Source organism: Pelagicoccus sp. SDUM812002, assembly GCF_031127835.1.
In the GTDB taxonomy this organism is placed as follows: domain Bacteria; phylum Verrucomicrobiota; class Verrucomicrobiia; order Opitutales; family Opitutaceae; genus Pelagicoccus.
The window spans coordinates 65,772-84,444 of record NZ_JARXHX010000021.1; the positions used below are offsets into that span (position 1 = coordinate 65,772).

Annotated in this window: 15 protein-coding genes and 1 riboswitch; of the genes, 13 read left to right on the forward strand and 2 right to left on the reverse strand. The window is 53.4% G+C overall.

Features of this window, described 5'->3' with window-relative positions; all coding sequences use genetic code 11:
• Positions 1-14: 14 nt before the first annotated feature.
• Together QEH53_RS20670 and QEH53_RS20675 are read right to left on the reverse strand one after the other, a co-directional pair.
• Complete coding sequence (locus tag QEH53_RS20670) at positions 15-1,208, reverse strand: hypothetical protein (RefSeq protein ID WP_309025122.1); 1,194 nt, start codon at positions 1,206-1,208, stop codon at positions 15-17.
• Positions 1,209-1,592: 384 nt separating this feature from the next.
• Positions 1,593-2,894, reverse strand: coding sequence for an MFS transporter (locus QEH53_RS20675; RefSeq protein ID WP_309025123.1), 1,302 nt, complete (start codon positions 2,892-2,894; stop codon positions 1,593-1,595).
• A 240-nt stretch (positions 2,895-3,134) separates the two neighbouring features.
• On the opposite strand from QEH53_RS20675, the gene QEH53_RS20680 reads away from it, so the two are divergent.
• The 13 genes from QEH53_RS20680 to QEH53_RS20740 all read left to right on the forward strand — a co-directional run bounded on the left by QEH53_RS20680 (position 3,135) and on the right by QEH53_RS20740 (position 18,502).
• Positions 3,135-3,986, forward strand: coding sequence for a DUF2911 domain-containing protein (locus tag QEH53_RS20680; protein ID WP_309025124.1), 852 nt, complete (start codon positions 3,135-3,137; stop codon positions 3,984-3,986).
• A gap of 79 nt (positions 3,987-4,065) precedes the next feature.
• Entirely contained in the window at positions 4,066-6,588 is a 2,523-nt protein-coding gene (locus QEH53_RS20685) for a PIG-L family deacetylase (protein ID WP_309025125.1), read from the forward strand.
• 6 nt (positions 6,589-6,594) lie between these two features.
• Positions 6,595-6,735, forward strand: coding sequence for a hypothetical protein (locus QEH53_RS20690; protein WP_309025126.1), 141 nt, complete (start codon positions 6,595-6,597; stop codon positions 6,733-6,735).
• Entirely contained in the window at positions 6,732-8,438 is a 1,707-nt protein-coding gene (locus QEH53_RS20695; RefSeq protein WP_309025127.1) for a sodium:solute symporter, read from the forward strand. Before QEH53_RS20690 ends, QEH53_RS20695 begins: the two co-directional genes overlap by 4 nt.
• Positions 8,435-9,205 (forward strand): hypothetical protein, encoded by a 771-nt coding sequence (locus QEH53_RS20700; protein ID WP_309025128.1) that lies wholly within the window; start codon positions 8,435-8,437, stop codon positions 9,203-9,205. Before QEH53_RS20695 ends, QEH53_RS20700 begins: the two co-directional genes overlap by 4 nt.
• Complete coding sequence (locus QEH53_RS20705; protein WP_309025129.1) at positions 9,192-9,908, forward strand: PIG-L family deacetylase; 717 nt, start codon at positions 9,192-9,194, stop codon at positions 9,906-9,908. Before QEH53_RS20700 ends, QEH53_RS20705 begins: the two co-directional genes overlap by 14 nt.
• Positions 9,909-11,045 carry an N-acetyl-alpha-D-glucosaminyl L-malate synthase BshA gene (gene bshA, locus QEH53_RS20710; RefSeq protein ID WP_309025130.1) on the forward strand — a complete coding sequence of 379 codons (1,137 nt, stop codon included), beginning with the start codon at positions 9,909-9,911 and terminating at the stop codon, positions 11,043-11,045.
• A gap of 86 nt (positions 11,046-11,131) precedes the next feature.
• Complete coding sequence (locus QEH53_RS20715; protein WP_309025131.1) at positions 11,132-11,497, forward strand: nucleotide pyrophosphohydrolase; 366 nt, start codon at positions 11,132-11,134, stop codon at positions 11,495-11,497.
• Between the two features lie 12 nt (positions 11,498-11,509).
• A complete protein-coding gene (locus QEH53_RS20720; protein WP_309025132.1) occupies positions 11,510-12,634 on the forward strand; it encodes an FIST N-terminal domain-containing protein in 1,125 nt (374 codons plus the stop codon).
• Positions 12,634-13,818 carry a HAMP domain-containing sensor histidine kinase gene (locus QEH53_RS20725; RefSeq protein ID WP_309025133.1) on the forward strand — a complete coding sequence of 395 codons (1,185 nt, stop codon included), beginning with the start codon at positions 12,634-12,636 and terminating at the stop codon, positions 13,816-13,818. The genes QEH53_RS20720 and QEH53_RS20725 overlap by 1 nt, the downstream gene beginning before the upstream one ends.
• Before the next feature lie 97 nt (positions 13,819-13,915).
• Positions 13,916-13,998, forward strand: a riboswitch (ZMP/ZTP riboswitch).
• Between the two features lie 35 nt (positions 13,999-14,033).
• Complete coding sequence (locus QEH53_RS20730; RefSeq protein ID WP_309025134.1) at positions 14,034-15,563, forward strand: glycine hydroxymethyltransferase; 1,530 nt, start codon at positions 14,034-14,036, stop codon at positions 15,561-15,563.
• A 380-nt stretch (positions 15,564-15,943) separates the two neighbouring features.
• Entirely contained in the window at positions 15,944-16,510 is a 567-nt protein-coding gene (locus QEH53_RS20735) for a TonB family protein (protein WP_309025135.1), read from the forward strand.
• A 66-nt stretch (positions 16,511-16,576) separates the two neighbouring features.
• Positions 16,577-18,502 carry a methyl-accepting chemotaxis protein gene (locus tag QEH53_RS20740; protein WP_309025136.1) on the forward strand — a complete coding sequence of 642 codons (1,926 nt, stop codon included), beginning with the start codon at positions 16,577-16,579 and terminating at the stop codon, positions 18,500-18,502.
• Positions 18,503-18,673: the final 171 nt, after the last annotated feature.

The window sequence follows — 18,673 nt, forward strand, 5'->3', positions numbered from 1 at the left end:
AGTTCGATGTAAGTCTAGAAGGAGAAGGTGCTTTTGGTCGCGATCATGTTCCACTTCGAGTCCAGCGGACCTTGATTTTGACCTAGCTGATTGAAGAGTCGGTTGGTACCTTCTAGGAGGTGGAATTCAGCCTTTAGAGTCCAATAGTCCGTGGCGTTGTACCGAAGAGAAAACTGGCGATCGTTTTGAATCTCGCTAGGTAAAGAATTGGTTTCTTCATTCTCCACCCACTCGGCGATCGTTGCTCCTGCCTCAAATTTTTCCAAGAACCGACGCGACGCGCTGAGGTACCAAGAATATCCTTTTGATCTCGCTTCTGGTCCCCATCCCTCCGTCATCCCGGCTATCGTAGTTAGGTTTCTGCTCTTGATTTCAGTTTCCCGATACTCGGCGACGAAAGTCCAGTCACCAACGAAGTATTCTGAAGAGAAAGTAGTGTTCTTAGAAGAAGCGAGTGTCTCTGATTGGATAGGATAGCCGAGGTAAGGTATCTGGGCCGACACTACGATGTTGAATGTATCTAAGCTAGAATGTGCCGCTCCGAATCGAAGGCCAGATATCGGGGTGTACCACCATAGTTGAGCCCCTGTGTCAGTCTGCGCTTCGAACTTTGTTAACGTCGCATTTTCGAGGCTTGCTCCGATCTTGGTCAACGCGTAGGCGGCAATACCGCTATTTGGATTGGAATCTATATCACCGTGGAAAGCGGTGTACTCGAAGCTGTGGTTGCCGATCTGAAAGTTTCCGTAGATCGATCCACCATCAACAGAAGCAGTGAAATCTCTGTATCGAGGATCGTACATGCCGATTGGAAGCAGCACGGAGGTACGAGCGACGTCGATATCTTGAATATCGGTGTAGATGCCTTCAGCACGCTTTACCCTACCAACTCTCAGACCGAATGATGGCACAACGTTGTAGTCGAAGAAGAGGTAGTCGATCTTTGGATCGAAATTTCCGTAGTTGCCTACTTCGAACGCGAAGAGCTGTCCACGGACTGTCGCTCGATCAAAAGGAGACCAATTGGCGTTAATTCCTACTTCAGCGAAGTCGAAGTCTCCTTCTTCCGAATCTACCAAGTAGTTATTGGCGCTGGACTTGATATAGCCGTTGCTCAGGAAGCCACCGAAGGTGACCTCACTAGCGAAGGATGCTTGCGCTGCAGTGAGTGCTGCGAGGGCAGCCGTTACGATATGCTTCTTAGTCATATATTTTCCGATTAGAGTGAGAGTTTTAGTCGATCGAAGGTCTGCGAGAGTGCAGTCTTGGATTTCGGGCCAATGCCATTAGACGACAGTGCTCCTATCGGACGAATCCCGCGTACATGAGCCCTTTCGTTCATCCTTTCTAGGAGAAAAACCTTGTTTCAAAGGTTTTTCAAAAGAGCTGGGGTGGTAATATTTTATGAATGAGGAATTTACCTCATCAGGAAGAAGGCTTCGAACGACCGGCGAGTAAGAAGGCACAGCCGTTGATCGCAGAACTGACGCAGAGCTTAGGAGGGAGGCTGCTCTGTGGCAGGCTCCTTCATTTTTCTTGCTTGCGAAAGGTCACCCGCGGAGGGGGTGATTAACCTATGACATCAAGTCCGCTCACGACTTGGCCGGCTTCGGCAATCGCAAGCAAAGGACTACGGATGCCGCCACGATGGCGGCGCCGATGAGGTAAAGCATGTCTGAGCCGTACCACCAGAAAATGAGGCTGGCGGTTATGGGGCCGACCGCGCGGCCTAAGGAGCCAATGGAACGGAAAACTCCGAGAGCGGCTCCTTGCTCCTCCGGCTTGGCGTAGAGCGATACCAAAGAAGTGAGAGTGGGAATACTGAGGCCGGAGCCGAATGCCATGAAGGCGAGGCCGACATAGAGCGCTCCTTGCGTTTCTGCTTGGGAGAGCAACGCTAGGCCGATAGCCACCAAGGTGAGACCACCCAGAGCGGTTGCCTTTTCCCCAATTTTTGGAGCGAGGCGGCGTACGATTCCTCCTTGTACGAGAATGAGGATGAAGCCTATGAAAACCATCATCAAAGTGATATCGACGGGAGAGTAGCCGAAGCGTTGGACTCCTAGAAACGACAGGGTGAACTCCATTCCGCTAAACGCGAAAATAAAAATGAGGTAAGCGATGTTCGTGCGCAGGACCGCGCGTGACTGGGGCTGGAAGATCCGCTTGAGGGGGTTGCGTGATTGGGTGCCTTCACCGCGTTTTTCGGGAGGCAGGGATTCGACGAACCGAGACCTTACCCAAAGAATGTTAACGAGAGAAAGGGCGCACGCCACAAGGGCAACCGTGGAAAATGGGTTGATGCCAGCAGTTGCGAGCCCGGGATTCCAATCGAGGGGATTGAACATCGCGCAAACGCCTCCGATCGCGGGACCGACTACGAAGCCAAGTCCGAAGGCCGCGCCGACCATACCCATGCCTTTCGATCGGTTTTCTTTGGTGGTGACATCTGCCACCGCAGCTGTTGCTACGGAGAGGTTGCCCGCCATGGCTCCGCCGAGGAGGCGAGCGACGATAAGCAAGGCGAAGTTGCCTGCGAAAAGCCAGACGAAGTAGCTGAGGAAGGTGCCGGCTGTTGTCATGAGCAGGACACTACGGCGTCCGATCCGATCGGAAAGGGAGCCCCAGATCGGCGCGAAGACGAACTGCAAAGCGGCATAGAGCGAACCGAGAATGCCTCCGAAGAGGACTGGTGTAAAGCGGTCCGATCCATCGGTCACTCGAGCGAGCTGCTCGAGGATCCAAGCGAGAATGCCATGCTGCCCATCGAGCTCGAGGTAGTAGTCGAGCATCGAGGGAAAGAGCGGGAAGATCACGCTGAAGCCGACGAGATCGATGAAAATCGTCAGAAAAATGACTCCGAGCGAAAGGCTCTTCTTAGGGGACTGTTCCATAGCTTGGCTCAAGGGCGTCGTTTATTAGGGGGCGTGATAGGGCAGGCAAGCGCAAAGGGGAGAGGCTCATCACCGCCCGTTTTTGCGATGGACTGGGCGGCCTCGTGTATTTCCGTCTCGGGGAAAAAACCTGCAGCCAAAGAGTGGCTTTCGGAGTATATCTTGCGTGCCCTGGACTATTTCGCGGCACACGCACTCACCTAATCCTTCTTCGAAACACAAGTACCTATGATTCAATTGATGCCTTTCCAAAAGCGCGCGGCCCTTGCTGGGTTTGCCATGTTCCTTTCAGTGTCCGCATCCGCTCAACTGAATACACCCGCAGCTAGCCCTCACTCTGTCTTAGAGCAGACAGTGGGCTTGACCGAAGTCGCTATCGACTACTCGCGTCCGAGCATCAAGGGCCGCGAAATTTTCGGTGGACTAGTGCCCTATGGAGAGGTTTGGAGAACGGGCGCGAACCAGCCGAGCAAGATCAGCTTCAGCGATGACGTAACGCTCGGCGGGGAAGCGATACCGGCTGGTCAATACGCCCTCTACACCATTCCAGGCAAAAATGAATGGACGGTCATCGTCTACAAGAGCACGGATCTTTGGGGCTCCATGGGTTACGATCCAGAGGGTGACTTAGTTCGCTTCAAGGTAGAGCCGACTCGCTTGGAGCACTCCGTTGAATCGATGACTTTCAGCATAGATGCGCTTCGCAATGATGGAGCTGTGCTCTCTCTGGATTGGGACCGCACGCGTATCTCAATGCCTCTCGAAGTGCCGACCGCGCAAAAGGTGATGGCCCAAATAGACGAGCTCAAGGGGACTCCCGCGTTTGAAAAGCCGAGCGTCCTCTTCAATGCCGGGACCTACTACCACGAAGCAGGTAAAGATCTAGAAACGGCGCTGCAGTGGGTGAGCAAGGCCTGTGAGTCCAGCGAGCGTCCTGCCTATTGGATGTTTGCCCGCAAGGCTCGCATCGAAGTAGACCTCGGCATGAATGAAGCGGCGAAGGCGTCAGCGGAAAAGACGCTAGAACTTGCCACGGCAGGGGGCAATCCTGACTACCAGAAAATCGCCCAAGACATTCTCGCTAAACTCTAGCAGCCCTTTCAAAAAAATCCGCCTTCGATACTCGTGGCGGATTTCTCCTTTTCCTGATCTTGCACCTCCCACATCTATTATGCCTTCAGATCTCTTTCGAAACGTGAGCTGTTGCTTGCTCTCGCTCGCGTCTTCCGCGAGCCTATTGCAAGCTCAGGCAGTCAATGCTCCTGAACCGCAAACGGGCTCCGAAATTCTATGGTCGCTCCAAAAGCTGGATACGCTGGGCCGTGCCCTTTATGTAGCTGCCCACCCGGATGACGAAAATACGAACCTGATCTCCTATCTTTCGCTCGGCCGCAAATATGATACGGCTTACTTGTCTCTGACTCGCGGTGATGGCGGGCAAAACTTGATTGGTCCGGAGTTGCGGGATGAGTTAGGGGTTATTCGCACGCAAGAGCTTCTCGAGGCGCGAAAAGTCGACGGGGGACAGCAGTTTTTTAGTCGTGCCAAGGACTTTGGTTTTTCAAAGCATCCGGACGAGACGTTTCGGATTTGGGATCGCGAGCAAGTCCTAGCGGATACGGTCTGGGTTATTCGCAATTTCCAACCGGACGTTTTGATCACGCGTTTTGGTACGGAGCCTGGACGTACGCACGGCCACCACACGGCGTCCGCGATCTTAGCCCTGGAAGCATTCGAGGCGGCAGCGGATGCTGAGCGCTTCCCAGAGCAGCTCCAGTATGTGGATACGTGGCAAGCTAAACGGGTCGTGTGGAATACCAGTAGTTGGTTCTTTCGAGAAAACGATTTCGACGAAGAGAAATATACCCGAATCGATGTGGGTGTATTCGATCCCTTGCTTGGCAAATCGTACAATGAAATCGCCTCCGCCAGTCGCAGCAAGCATCTGAGTCAAGGCTTCGGCACGAGCATCGATCGCGGATCACGGATCGAGTATTTCCAGCACCTCGTCGGAGCGCCGGTCGAAGGTGATATCTTCAGTGGGGTCGATACGACTTGGGATCGCGTTGAAAAATCGGATACAGTCCAGGCTAAGCTCACTCAGGTGATCAAGGAGTTTGACGTCACCTCTCCCTCGGATTCCGTCGGAGCGCTTCTTGATCTTCGTGCTGCGATCGAGGCGCTTCCGGAGACGGAATGGTCACTTCGCAAGCGCGCTGAGCTGGACCAGATCGTACTTGCTAGCATGGGGGTCGATGTACGGGCTCTCAGCTCGGATCACTATATCCGCAATGGCGACGCCATGAGAATTTCGGTGGAGCTTATTAATCGCTCTCAGATTCCAGCGCGCTTGGTAGGTGTAGCGGTCCCTCTTATAGATCGTGCGGAGAATCCGGAATTGGACTTACCTTTCAACGAACGTATTAGCCACACGATTACAGCTCATGTACCGAGCGATACTCCATTGCCGCAGCCTTATTGGTTGGAGAAGGCAGGAACTCTTGGCATGTTTGACGTCGAGGATCAGCTACTGATCGGCAAGGCGGAAAACGACCCCGCTTTCTACGCTGAAGTAGCAATCGAGGTCATGGATAGCTCCATCGTCGTAGGTCTGCCAATTCAGTACCGAGATGTGGACCCGGCGAAAGGGGAGACGATTCGACCTGTTTTGAATCTGCCTTCAGCATCAGTAGAATTTTCCAATCCGGTCAGTCTCTTCCCCAACTATGAGAGCCGTCAGGTCGAGGTGACCGTAGCTGCGTTGCTCGACGATGTTTCCGGCCAGCTCACGCTCGATTTACCTGAAGGTTGGTCAGTTGAGCCCACTCAGATCGAAGTGGAGCGAATTCGTAGCGGAGGCGAGCGCAGCTATGTTTTCACAGTCACGCCTCGTCCTGTGTCGGAAGAAGTTAGCTTAACGGCGCGGTTATCGACTCTCTCGGGAGCTTATGATAAGTCGGTGGCGCAAATCGAGTACGAGCACATTCCCGAACAGACTGTCTTTGCTTCTGCAGCTACGAGTGCAGTCAGCTTGGAGGTTGCTCGCTTGGGCCAACGTGTTGGTTATCTGCCAGGCGCAGGCGATGTGGTGCCAGCCAGTATTCGCGAGATAGGATTTGATGTCGTGGAGCTTTCCGCGGATGGGTTCAATCTCAATGCTCTCGAAGGAATCGACACGGTAGTGGTTGGTATCCGTGCCTACAATACGGTAGAAAACATCGATGCCATCATGGAAGACCTTTTCCGTTTTTCGGAGGAGGGAGGTACCGTTATCGTGCAGTACAATACGAATCGTGGCCTCAAAACGGATAAGCTGGCGCCTTATCCGATATCGATTTCTCGAGATCGGGTAACGGACGAGTTCGCTCAAGTTCGCGTGATGGCGCCCGAGCATCCAGTCATGACGACGCCGAACCGTATTTCTGCTCGAGATTTCGATTCTTGGACCCAAGAGAGAGGGCTTTACTTCCCGAATTCGTGGGATGACGCCTTCGTGCCAATCTTCTCGATCAGCGATCCCGGTGAACCCGCGAGCGACGGCAGCTTGTTGGTCGCGGAGCACGGTGAAGGGTACTTTGTCTACACCGGCATATCTTGGTTTCGTCAGTTGCCCGCCGGTGTGCCAGGCGCCTACCGAATTTTTGCAAACTTGCTCTCTCTCGGTCACGACCGCAGCTCGAGCGAAGGACTCTAAGCGATCATGACTGAATTGGATAAGAAAAAGCAGGAGCCCGAAAATGCTCCTGTATTCGGTAGTTGGAGACGAGTCTATTGGTTCGTAGCCCTCTTCTTCGTGGTCGAGGTGATCGCTTTCTATTTGTTTACCCAGTATTACTCGTGAGCACTTTAGATTACGTTGTGCTATTGGGCACGCTCGTCGGAATCGCAGTTTACGGAATGTGGCGGACTCGCAGTAGCGGAGGTTTGCAAGGTTACCTAAAAGGCGACGACTCGATCAAGTGGGGGACGATTGGCCTTTCAGTGATGGCGACTCAGGCGAGTGCTATTACATTTCTGTCAACGCCAGGAAAGGCGTATGACGATGGAATGGGCTTCGTGCAGAACTATTTTGGCATGCCCTTCGCCATTATTTTTATCTGTGTATTTTTTATTCCGATTTATCGAAGACTAAACGTGTATACGTCCTATGAATACTTAGGGCAACGCTTCGATTCCAAAACGCGGTACCTTGGAGCTTTTCTATTTCTGGTACAAAGAGGTCTAGCAGCGGGGATAACGATCTATGCTCCAGCGATCGTGATCTCTTCGCTTCTCGGTTGGAATCTCGATCTGACGATCGTGTTGGTAGGGGCTCTTGTCGTGATCTACACAGTTTCAGGCGGGACCAAGGCAGTGAGCATCACTCAACGCTACCAGATGGGTATCATCCTGATTGGCATGTTTGTGGCTTTTGCTATGATCATCGGTAATTTGCCCGAAGATGTTTCTTTCGCGTCAGCTCTCTCTGTCGCGGGGGCCATGGATAAGTTGGAAGTTGTCAACTTCTCGTTCGATATCGAAGAACGCTATACCTTTTGGTCGGGACTCTTCGGTGGTTTGTTTTTGTCGCTTTCCTACTTCGGAACGGATCAATCCCAGGTGCAGCGTTACCTCGCTGGGAGCTCGGTGAGCGCTAGCCGTTTCGGGCTGTTGTTCAATGCAGTCGTGAAAATCCCGATGCAGTTCTTTATTCTGTTTGTAGGGGTGATGGTATTCGTATTCTACCTCTTCGAGGAGCCACCCGTTTTCTTCAATCAAGCGACTTTAGACGTTGTGTCGGAAACTGAATACGCTGCAGAGATGGTGACGCTTCAGGAGCGTTACGCTTCGGTTGTGGGAGAGCGAGCGGTCGCAGTGCGGCAGTTGGCTCTGGATCTCGGAGCAGGGGATGAATCTGTGATTGCTGCGTCTAAGGAAAGGGCGGTGGCTCTCGAGTCTCAAGCGCTCGCAGTGCGGGCTGATGTCAAAGAGCTGATTGGCAAAGCGGGCGAGGATCTTGAAGCGAAAGACTCCGACTACGTTTTTATCACCTTCATCCTCAATTACCTGCCCGAGGGGCTGATCGGACTACTCGTCGCCGTAATCTTCGCGGCGGCAATGTCGTCGACAGCCTCAGAGCTGAACGCTCTGGGATCTACGACCATGGTAGACTTTTATCGACGGATTGCGAAGGGAGGGCAGACGGATGCTCACTATGTCTTGGTATCTCGAATCCTGACAGCGGCGTGGGGTGGACTGGCGATTTTTTTCGCTCTCTACGCTAACCTCGTGGAGAATTTGATCGAGGCGGTTAACATCCTTGGTTCGCTATTTTATGGAGGAATTCTGGGAATGTTCCTTGTCGCTTTTTTTGTGAAGTCTGTTCGAGGCACAGCGGTCTTTGTCTCCGCTATAATTAGCCAGCTAACCGTGCTGATTATGTACAATACTTTGGAAATTGGATACCTTTGGTACAACTTGATAGGTTGCGGTTTGGTGATGATGCTGTCTTATATTCTGCAGATGACGGTGTTCCGAAACGGAGGGAAGGAAGAACAAGCATGAGTGCCGAACCAGTGATTTGCTTTGGGCAACAACCCTGTGGCTTTTTTCCCAAGCGTTTTCTTGTATCCAAAATCTGGACGGCCAGACGTCTGCAAAAAGAGATTGGAGGCGAGATCGTCTTCTTCTATCATGATTGCGACCATGATCCGCGAGAGACGCAAACGAAACTAAAGCATTTGAAAACGGGCGAGCTGCATAGCTTGAACTTCGCCTTCGAAAATAAGATCCAGAAAAAATATACGCCGCTGTTTGCTAAGCGTGTCGATCGTGATTGGCAGGCGAATACCGCGCGTCAATTGCCTCAATTCGTGAGTGAGGACATGGCGGAGCTGTTCTCATCCATACAAGAGGATTGCGTGGCTGACTTTTGTTTGGCGATGTATCGCGGGATGGGCTTGCTAGAGGGAATGCGAATTGAGCGGTCAGGTTCCGCGGAGTTTCGCTGCAAAGCGATTTCGGTAGACGACTATTTTGTGGATACCTTTTTGGACGGCGAGCTTGTGAGAGCTCGAAAGCACGGAGATGGATTCGCCCTGCATCGTGGCGGTAGCTCCTATTTACCGGTGGAGGCGGATCCGAGCGACAAAGGGAAGGTGACGCCCACCCGCGACACGCGGCTGCGTTGGATGCAATCCGTTCTTAAGTGCACGCATTACATCGCGGGAGCAGGGGAGATTAAGTACTTGAACAAAGACGAAGCTCCTGAGATCGAGTTTATTGAAAGAGACCCCATTGAGTGCAGCGACGAAGCTTATGTCGGAGAGTAAGGAAACATCGATCTTAGTGGTAGGAGCACACCCAGATGACATCGAGTTTGGTTGTGGCGCGATTTTGTTGAAGGAAGCCGAATTAGGGAGCCGTATTCATTTTCTGGTTTGCTCGAAAGGAGAATCGGGGAGCAATGGCACTCCCGAGGAGCGTAAGAAGGAGAGCCAAGCTGCTGCAGCTCGGTGTGGAGCCAGCGTAGAGTTCATCGACTGCGGCGGTGACGGTAAGATTGTGGCGACCCCAGAAAACGCTTTGAGTATCGCTCTCAAGATTAGGCAGACCAAAGCCAATATCCTGCTGGCTCCAAGCCTGGTGGAAAACCAACACCCAGACCATCCTGTAATTGGAAATTTAGCACGGGATGCAGCTCGGCTCGCTCGATACGCAGGGATCGCTGAGTTGTCTGAACTGAAGCCCCATGCCATCGAGTCGCTTTATTACTACGCGATTACCCCAAGCGCTGAACCAACTCCGCAACAACCCTTCGTTTTCGACGTTTCATTGCAGATCGATGCTTGGCGGGAAATGATGAATTGCCATCGGTCTCAAATGAAAACCCGCCGCTATTTAGAGCTTCAGGTTTCGCGGGCGAGGTCTTTGGGACTGCAAACCGGGTGCGAATACGCTCAAGCCCTTTGGCCGAACGATCCCGTTCTGGTGAATGGGTTGAATTCGGCACCGCGTGGGATTCGTTTGTTCTAGGTGCACTCCGACAAACTCCTCAAAATCGGCATCGCCTGCTACCCGCTAGTGGGAGGCAGCGGAATACTCGCCTCGGCTCTGGCAATGGAGCTCGCTGCTCGAGGCCACGATGTTCACGTTTTCAGTTACGCGAAGCCGGTACGCTTGGATACGAGTTTGCCCCGTATCAAGTTTCACCCAGTTGCGGTTTCCAAGTACAAGCTTTTCGAATACGCAGACTATACGTTACCCCTCGCAGTGAAGATCGCCGAGGTCGCGGATCAGGCGCATCTTGACATCATCCATGCTCACTACGCGGTACCGCATGCGACAGCTGCCTATATCGCCAAGCGAATGGCGAAGCAGGACCGTCTCCGGATCGTAACGACCTTGCATGGCACAGATACGACTTTGCTTGGGCGGGATCCGAACTACCGACGAGCCATCGAGTATTCGCTACAGCACTCGGATCGAGTGACCACGGTTTCGGATAGCCTGAGACGCGCCACGGAGGAAGTTTTCGACGTAGGCAAGCAAGTCGAGGTGATCCATAATTTCTACACGCCGGGGCAACCGACCTCGACGCGGGAGAAGATGCGCGAGGAGTTGGGAGTCGGAGATTGCTTCACCCTGTTTCACGCTTCGAACCTGCGCTCGGTCAAGCGAATCGACCTTCTGCTAGAATCGGTGGCACGGTGCCGTCTTCGCTCCCGCCTGAAGCTTATCATCCTTGCAGGTAACTCGTTTGACAGCTTTGCCGAGAAAGTTGAGGAGCTGGGATTGGAGGAGACGGTGATCGTTAGGGAAAATGGGTATCCGGTGGAGGACTACATCGAGGCCAGCGATTTGGGGATTTACACTTCCGAGACGGAGAGTTTCTGCCTCAGCATCCTGGAGGGAATGTTCCTCGGAAAGGCTTCTTTGGCCTTTCGTGTGGGAGGAATTCCCGAAGTGATGGAAGAAGGACGTTCCGGTTTGCTTTGCGAGTTTGGAGATTGCGATGGAATGGCTGCCAAAATCGACTCGTTGATCGAAAACCCCGAACGCGCCCGGACGCTAGGGAGGGCCGCGAAGGAGCGAGCGGAGCTGCGTTTCACGGCTGAGCGTATCGTTCCGCAGTACTTAGCTTGTTACGAGAAAGCCTTAGCGGGCGATTAGTTTACCTGTAAAGTTAGTTAAGTGGCTTTGCTTAGATTGGGGCTCGGAACTCGCTTTATGGCGATGTACCGGTTGAGTGGTTAGCTATGTCTAACACGGACGAGGATACCCCAATCGCTGCTCTGAAGACCCGAGTTGCTGAGTTTGCCCGAGACCGCGAGTGGGAGCAGTTCCACACGCTCAAGAACCTCAGCGTAGCTCTGGCGGTGGAGGCTGCCGAATTGATGGAGCCCTTTCAATGGTTGGAAGGAGAACAGTGTGATGAGCTTTTGCGAGACCCTGCCAAGCGTGAAGCGGTGGAAGACGAGCTTGCCGACGTGGTCATCTATGCTTTGCAGATTGCCAATCGCGGTGGCGTCGACCTAGCCGTAGCCATTGATCGGAAGATGAAAAAAAACGCCCGCCGCTATCCGGTCGATTTAGCCAAGGGAAACTCTGACAAACGGAGTTAAGCTTCATTTGAGATGCCAATAAAGAGCAGTTCAAGTATTGCAGTATCGGACCTAGCTTCAGGCCTTGCCGAGGTCGCGTCGCAGCCGGGTGTCGCCTCTCTTCTAGTGCTCGCTTGTGACGGAAATGGCTACGCTGCCGAGTCGGTCGATCCGATTCTGAAGGCTCAGAAACTTCCGGTTGCAGGGGGAGTCTTCCCGCAGATCATTTCCGGCACGACCCGCATGGAGAAAGGCTTCGTTATTGTGGGTTTGAGCGAGCCTCTGCAGGTCGAAACGATCCCGGGTCTCAGCGTTGTCGAGGATGGGTTCGAGGACCGTCTTGAAAGCCTTGATGTCGACCTGTCAAAAACCCGCACGGTGATGGTGTTCGTGGATGGCTTGTCCACTCGCATCAATGACTTGGTCGAGGACCTATTTGCGGTTTTTGGCTTGGAGGCGAACTACATTGGCGGAGGAGCTGGATCTTTGAGTTTGGAGCAACGGCCGTGCCTGTTCACTAATCGAGGGATGGTCATGGATTGCGCCGTTTTAGCATTTACTAACATGCAGACAGGAATTGGGGTTTCGCATGGCTGGCAGGATTTGGAAGGACCTTTCGAGGTAACTGAGTCTCGTCGGAACACCGTGGTATCGCTCGATTGGCAGCCGGCTTACGAGGTCTATCGCGAAACGGTAGAGGCCCATGCAGGCAATGTTTTTGCCAGCAAGGATTTTTTTGAGATCGCGAGCAGCTATCCTTTTGGGATCAGTCGCCTTGCCGCGGAGAAGATCGTGCGGGATCCTGTTTCGTTGGGACCGAACAACGAGATCGTCTGTATAGGAGAAGTACCACAGCAGGCCTTCGTCCACATCCTAAAGGGAGACCCTGCTTCCCTTATCGCCGCGGCCAAAGAAGCGCTTCGCAGAGGGCGTGACTCGTTTGAAGGACGCGTAGACCGGCGAGCGGTATTTCTTGTCGATTGCATTTCTCGCTACCTCTTCCTCGGGGCGGAATTCGTCCGCGAGCTGGAAGCCCTCTCGATTGACACGAAGACGCCAACTTTTGGCGTGTTGAGCTTGGGAGAGATTGCCAATAATCGAAAAGACTACTTGGAATTTTATAACAAGACGGCCGTCGTGGCTGTGATCGAAGCCTAATGCTACTGCGCGCGGAAGAACAGCAGATCTACTATGAGATTTCCATGTCGATCGGTACAGGCTTGGAATATCGGAAGATGCTCAAGGACTGCTTGGGCAAGTACCTTCGTAAGCTGAATTTATCGGCCGGCTGCCTTCTACGGACGATCGAGAGGGTCGACGGGGCCATCGAGTTAGAGCCGTTTTACCAGCTGCCCAAAAAAGCGGCTGCGAATCGAGCGATCCACATCGTGAACACCTTTCTGCAGCGGAGCTACGACCCTCAAGGCCTCGGTGATCTCAAAAAGGAGCTGCCGTTTTCGCACAGCACAATGGATGAGGAGTACGCTTATTTCTTTTCCCTGCCGGACTTTGGTATCCTCGTTTTGGTGAAGAGTGGTGGGCCATTAGACGAGCACACTATCAATGCCTTGGCTGCACTGAATGCTAAACTCGCGAACGCATTGAACGCCTGCCTGCAAAAGGAGGCGCTTGTTGAAAGCGAACACCGCTTGGCGGAAGCGAACGAGCGGCTGGCGGAGTTCGACGCGGACAAGCTTTCCTTCATTCAATACATCTCGCATGAGCTCAACACTCCACTCAATTGGATAGGTAGCTTGAACATGATGGAGAGCAAGTCTCTCAGCCCCGAGAATGCTCGGTACCTAGACTTCGTGCGCAAAGGCTTCAGCCGTATCTCTACGCTTGCCCAGCTAGCCAGCTCCTATTTCGAAGAAGCGCGGCAAAAGCGGCGAGGAGAAATGCAGCAGCTCGATTTGCGGGAACTCGAGTCGGCCTTGCAGGCTACTCTGATGCCGAAACTGGTTTCGAAAGAACTTACCCTGATCTTCGAGGGAGATTGGGAGGGCTACCTGGTCGCTGACAAGGAGGGTCTCGTGTTCGTCTTGCAGGTCATCTTGGAAAACGCGGTCAACTTCTCTGCATGGGAGCAGAGTATCCGCATCAGCTTCGAACGGGCGGACGATAAGGGGACCTTCAGCGTAACGGATCGAGGCGTTGGCATCGAGGCGGAGGATTTGCGGAAGGTTTTTAAACCCTGCCAGATGCCCGAACACAAACGCAGCGAAGGCGGCTATGGATTTAGCCTACCGAGGGTCAATCTCATCTGCGAAGCGAATGAATGGAGTCTCTCTGTCAAAAGCGAAGGGCAGGGAAGAGGTTCTTGTTTTTCCCTAAGCCTTTGAAGGGCAGCCGCTCGTGTCTGGCAGGTCGCGACAAACTGGATGAAGCGCTGCAAATCTCCTCGGACTTCGCATTGACTTAGGAGCAGGCAGCAGCTTTTTTCCCAATTGCGACTGGCGAAGCAAAGGCGGGATTGACCGCTGGGAAGCGGTTCAGTTCTATCGCGCGCCTGGGTAGAACTTTTCAGAGAAAAACCGCTTCCAAATAGAGAATCATCATGAGTGAAACCACCGCCGCCTCACCACTGCAGGACTACTTGTCCTCCCGTTCATTCGAGTCTATCTCGCCCGCTATGGTTAGCTATCTCGCTAATTTGCAGCAGGTTGCAGAAGTGAACCCGGGAATTGCCCGTTCGATTGTCAAGGAGCTCGAAGACCAACGCAGCAATCTCAAGCTCATCGCCTCCGAGAATTACACCTCCACCAATACACAGGCTGCCATGGGCAATTTGTTGACCGACAAGTATGCAGAGGGATTCGCTGGCTCTCGGTACTATGCGGGTTGCGACAACATCGACGATATCGAGTCGGAAGCTTGCCGCCTCGCTTGCGAACTCTTCAAGGCAGAGCACGCCTACGTGCAGCCGCACTCTGGTGCGGACGCGAACATGATCGCCTTTTGGGCAATTCTCCAAGCCAAGGTCGGCGTTCCAACCATGGAAGCCCTGGGCGAACCGAATCCGGCGAAACTTTCCCGCGAAGACTGGAACAAGGTTCGTGCAGCCATGGGCAACCAGCGCATGCTCGGCCTCGACTACTACTCAGGCGGGCACCTCACTCACGGATACCGCTTCAACGTATCTGCCCAATTCTTCGATGCCTACAGCTATTCCGTTAGCGAAGAAACAGGCCTGCTCGATTACGACGCTCTCGAAAAGCAAGCCGAAGAGGTGAAGCCACTCATCTTGCTCGCAGGTTACTCCGCTTATCCTCGCAAGGTAAACTTCCGCCGCATGAAGGAAATCGCTGACAAGGTGGGCGCCGTTCTCATGGTCGACATGGCCCACTTCGCAGGTCTGGTAGCTGGCGATGTTTTCGAAGGTGACTTTAACCCGATGCCATTTGCGGACGTTGTTACATCCACAACCCATAAGACGCTTCGCGGTCCACGCGGCGGGATCGTTCTTTGTAAGAAGGAGTTTGCCGAATTCGTAGACAAGGGCTGTCCGCTCGTTATCGGTGGCCCGCTTCCGCACGTCATGGCAGCCAAGGCGATCGCTTTCCAAGAAGCACTCAAGCCAGAGTTCAAGGAATACGCGGCCAAGGTGGTGGAAAACACGAGCGCGATGGCGGATGCGATGATCGCGGAAGGTCTGAACATCGCCACCGGCGGATCGGACAACCACCTGCTTTTGATCAACGTGACCAGCTTCGGCCTCAACGGGCGCCAGGCGGAAGCGGCAGTTCGCGAAGCCGGTGTTACCTTGAATCGCAACTCGCTGCCTTTCGACCCTAACGGCCCTCACTACACAAGTGGTCTCCGAGTCGGTGCTCCAGCAGTCACCTCGCTCGGCATGGGCGTCGAGCAGATGAAGGAGATTGCGTCGATCTTTAAGCTGATCCTTTCCAACACCAAGCCTGCGACGATCGCCACCGGCAAAAATGCCGGCCAGCAGAGCAAGGTGAAGTACGAGCTTTCTGACGAAGTCATAGCTGAAGCCCGCGGCCGCGTGAAGGCGTTGCTCGACGAGTTCGTCCTCTATCCAGAGATCGACCTCGATTTCCTCAAGGCGAGTTTCGGCGGCTAAGCCGCTGCCGCTGCGCAGTAACGTTTCGGAACCAAGGCGCGCTCACCCTAGACGGGGGGCGCGCCTTTTCGTATCGGAGCGGTATGCCTAGGCACATCGGGAGGGTTATTTTAGAAAGGAGTGGTCTTGAGCACCATTCCCTTGAACCTGTGGAAACGACTTTTACAGGTCCGAAACCTCTCGGGACCTATTGACACCGTCGCTTTGCACGCAAGAGCCAAGGCTTTGTAAAACGATTCCGAAAGGGCCTCAAGATCCTAGTGTTTTCACTGATTTTCGGTGGGAAGGGAAAATCCGATTTAAGCTTTTAGTGTCGTGTCCGATCTGACAGGGACCGCGCTGCATACTCAGTCGGCGCTGAGTACCTCCCTTAACCGAAAATGAACGCACACTACATACGCCTTGTCGCCTTGGCCGCTTTTGGACTCTCTTCCATTCTCGGGGCCTTTGCGGATGTTTACATCAAGGCAGATGGCACTTCGTACGATGGATACATCTACAAGGTTTTAGGTGGCTCGGTCTACCTGCGAGTAGGGGAGGACAAGATCGCCGCGGCCGTTTCCGAGTTTGATGCGGATTCGCGAGCTGCGATCGATGAATGGACCAAGGAGAATCCGCTTAAGGTGGACGTATACACGAAATGGGATGTGCAGCCAGCTATCAAGGCGAGCTCGATGCCATCGCTTCCCGAGCAGTTTCTCGCCGAAGAATTTAAAGGGCTTGTCTCGGTAGACCTCGTTTTGAACGAAGCTGGACAAGTAATCCACGCCTCGATCAAGAAGTCGACCCATACAGATCTCGAAGCACCCTCTCTGGAAGCTGCAAAAACCTGGATTTTCGAACCTGCCAAAGTTGGAGGAAAGTCGGTTCGATCGAAGCTTCGAATACCATTCAAGTTTGTAAACAACCCACCGCCCCCTCAGGCCGAGGAGGCATCTCTCAGCTAGTATCCGGTCGGAGACTACGCCTAAGACTCTCAAAAACTAAGCAACACATCACATCCCACCTGTAAAATGAGCTCAATGTCACTCGCCAAAAGAATTGGCTTCACCATCGCGATAGCTCTCACCTTCTTCGTTGTTCTTGCCACCGTGTCTTACGTCGCGGTTTCGAAGCTCAACGACTCATTCGGAGAATTCTCCGAAAGTGTAGAAGACGGAAACGCTGCCTCTGATAAAGTAAATGTCGCTTTGTCCATGCGGTCGAATATCGCCGAATACCTAACTTCGACAGATCCCAAGCATGTCGAGCATCACTCCGAAATGTACGGAACGCTTTCCTCTGATTTGAAAGAGTTGTTTCGGACCGCTGAAGACCCCAAGGCGCGGACTGCTATCAAAGATGCGGAAGGTCTGATGGAGGGTTACAACGCTGCCTTCAATTCTATCGTAAAGCTTAAGGGCAAGCAAAGCCAGCTGCTCGACGAGGTCGTTCAGCCAGGCGGTCGCGAAATCAAGAACATGCTCAAGGAGCTCCTCTCGGCTGACCAGGCGAAGGGTGACATCGCAGGTGCGTTCGCTACCTCGTCCGCTCTTCAAAGCATGTTCGAGTCTGACTCGGCGATCAATCGAGTTATCGTCAAGTATAACGATGAAGACATCGCTGAAGCCAAAGCCAAGGTAGCGGAACTCGCGACGAAGCTCGGCACTCTCAGAGATGATTACCAGATGAACGTCGACTTCGACGAGAGCCTCAAGGACGAACTTAAGGAACGCGTGCTCGCTCGCAGCATGGAGGTCTCCGTCAGTTACTCGAAGGGAGTCAACGAGCTTGCTGAAACTTTAAAGAGTATTGTCGAGATCGATGCCACGGAGCTAAGACCGGTCGGTCCTAAGTTCGTCGCCAAGATGGAAGTTTACCAGAGCACCATCAGCGATCACCAGACCGAGCTGAAGGAGGATGCTGAAAGCCTCCAGGCGACGGTCAACTTCTCAGTCATCGTGATCAGCTTAGTTGGACTCTCCATCGGCGCAGTCGGCGGATGGTATGTCGTTCGCGGAATCACCCGCAGCATCGACGAAATCGTCGGACGCCTCCAAGGCGCTGCCGCCGAAACACTCGTTGCCTCCGAACAAGTTTCGGCCAGCAGTGAAGCTCTAGCCCGGGACTCTTCGGAGCAAGCGGCCTCGATCGAAGAGACTAGTTCATCTCTTGAGGAGGTAAATGCTATGACCGAGAAGAACGCGCAGAACGCTGAAAACGCGAAGAAGCTCGCCAGCGAAGCCCGTGTTGCGGCGGAGTCTGGCGCGGAGTCCATGAAGGACATGATCACGGCCATGGAGGACATCAAGGAGTCCTCAGACAATATCGCTAACATTATCAAGACCATCGACGAAATCGCTTTCCAGACCAACATCCTCGCCCTCAACGCCGCAGTAGAAGCTGCCCGAGCTGGCGAGTCCGGAGCAGGTTTCGCTGTGGTTGCCGACGAAGTTCGCAACCTCGCACATCGCTCTGCTGAAGCTGCCTCTATCACTGCCCAGAAGATTGAAAACTCCGTTCAGAAGTCTGAGCGTGGGGTAGAAATCAACCAGCGCGTTGCTCAAAACCTGCAAACGATCGTAAGCCACACGCAAAAGATGGACGAGATCGTGGGACAAATCTCCGACGCCTCAGCCGAGCAGAATCGTGGCGTAGGTCTTATCCAGACTTCGATCAACAACATGGACAGCGTTACGCAACGAAATGCAGCTGGAGCAGAGGAAACCGCTTCTTCCAGCCGCGTATTGCTCGAGCAATCGAACAGCATGCAGCAGACGATCCAAGATCTCGTAGCCGTGGTAAATGGTGGAGCTCGTAGCAGCAAATCCTCCTCCGTAGCTCGCTCCTACTCGGCGCCAATCGAAAATTCCTTCGATTCACCATCACCTCGCTCTGCAGCGCCTCGTAAGAACCAAACGGTCAAGGACGATGCGTTTGCGGACATGTGGGACAACTAGTCGGACCTAGTTCGCCAAATACTTTCAAGACGCGCTTCCCACTCGGAGCGCGTCTTTTTTTTGGTTCATCACCAAATGCAGTGGAATTGCTGTTTAGGTAAGAAGGTGATTCGGGACGTAGGGCTGCCGCTCGCGGCACGCCGCATTGCAGGCGAAGGGAATTGCGGCACG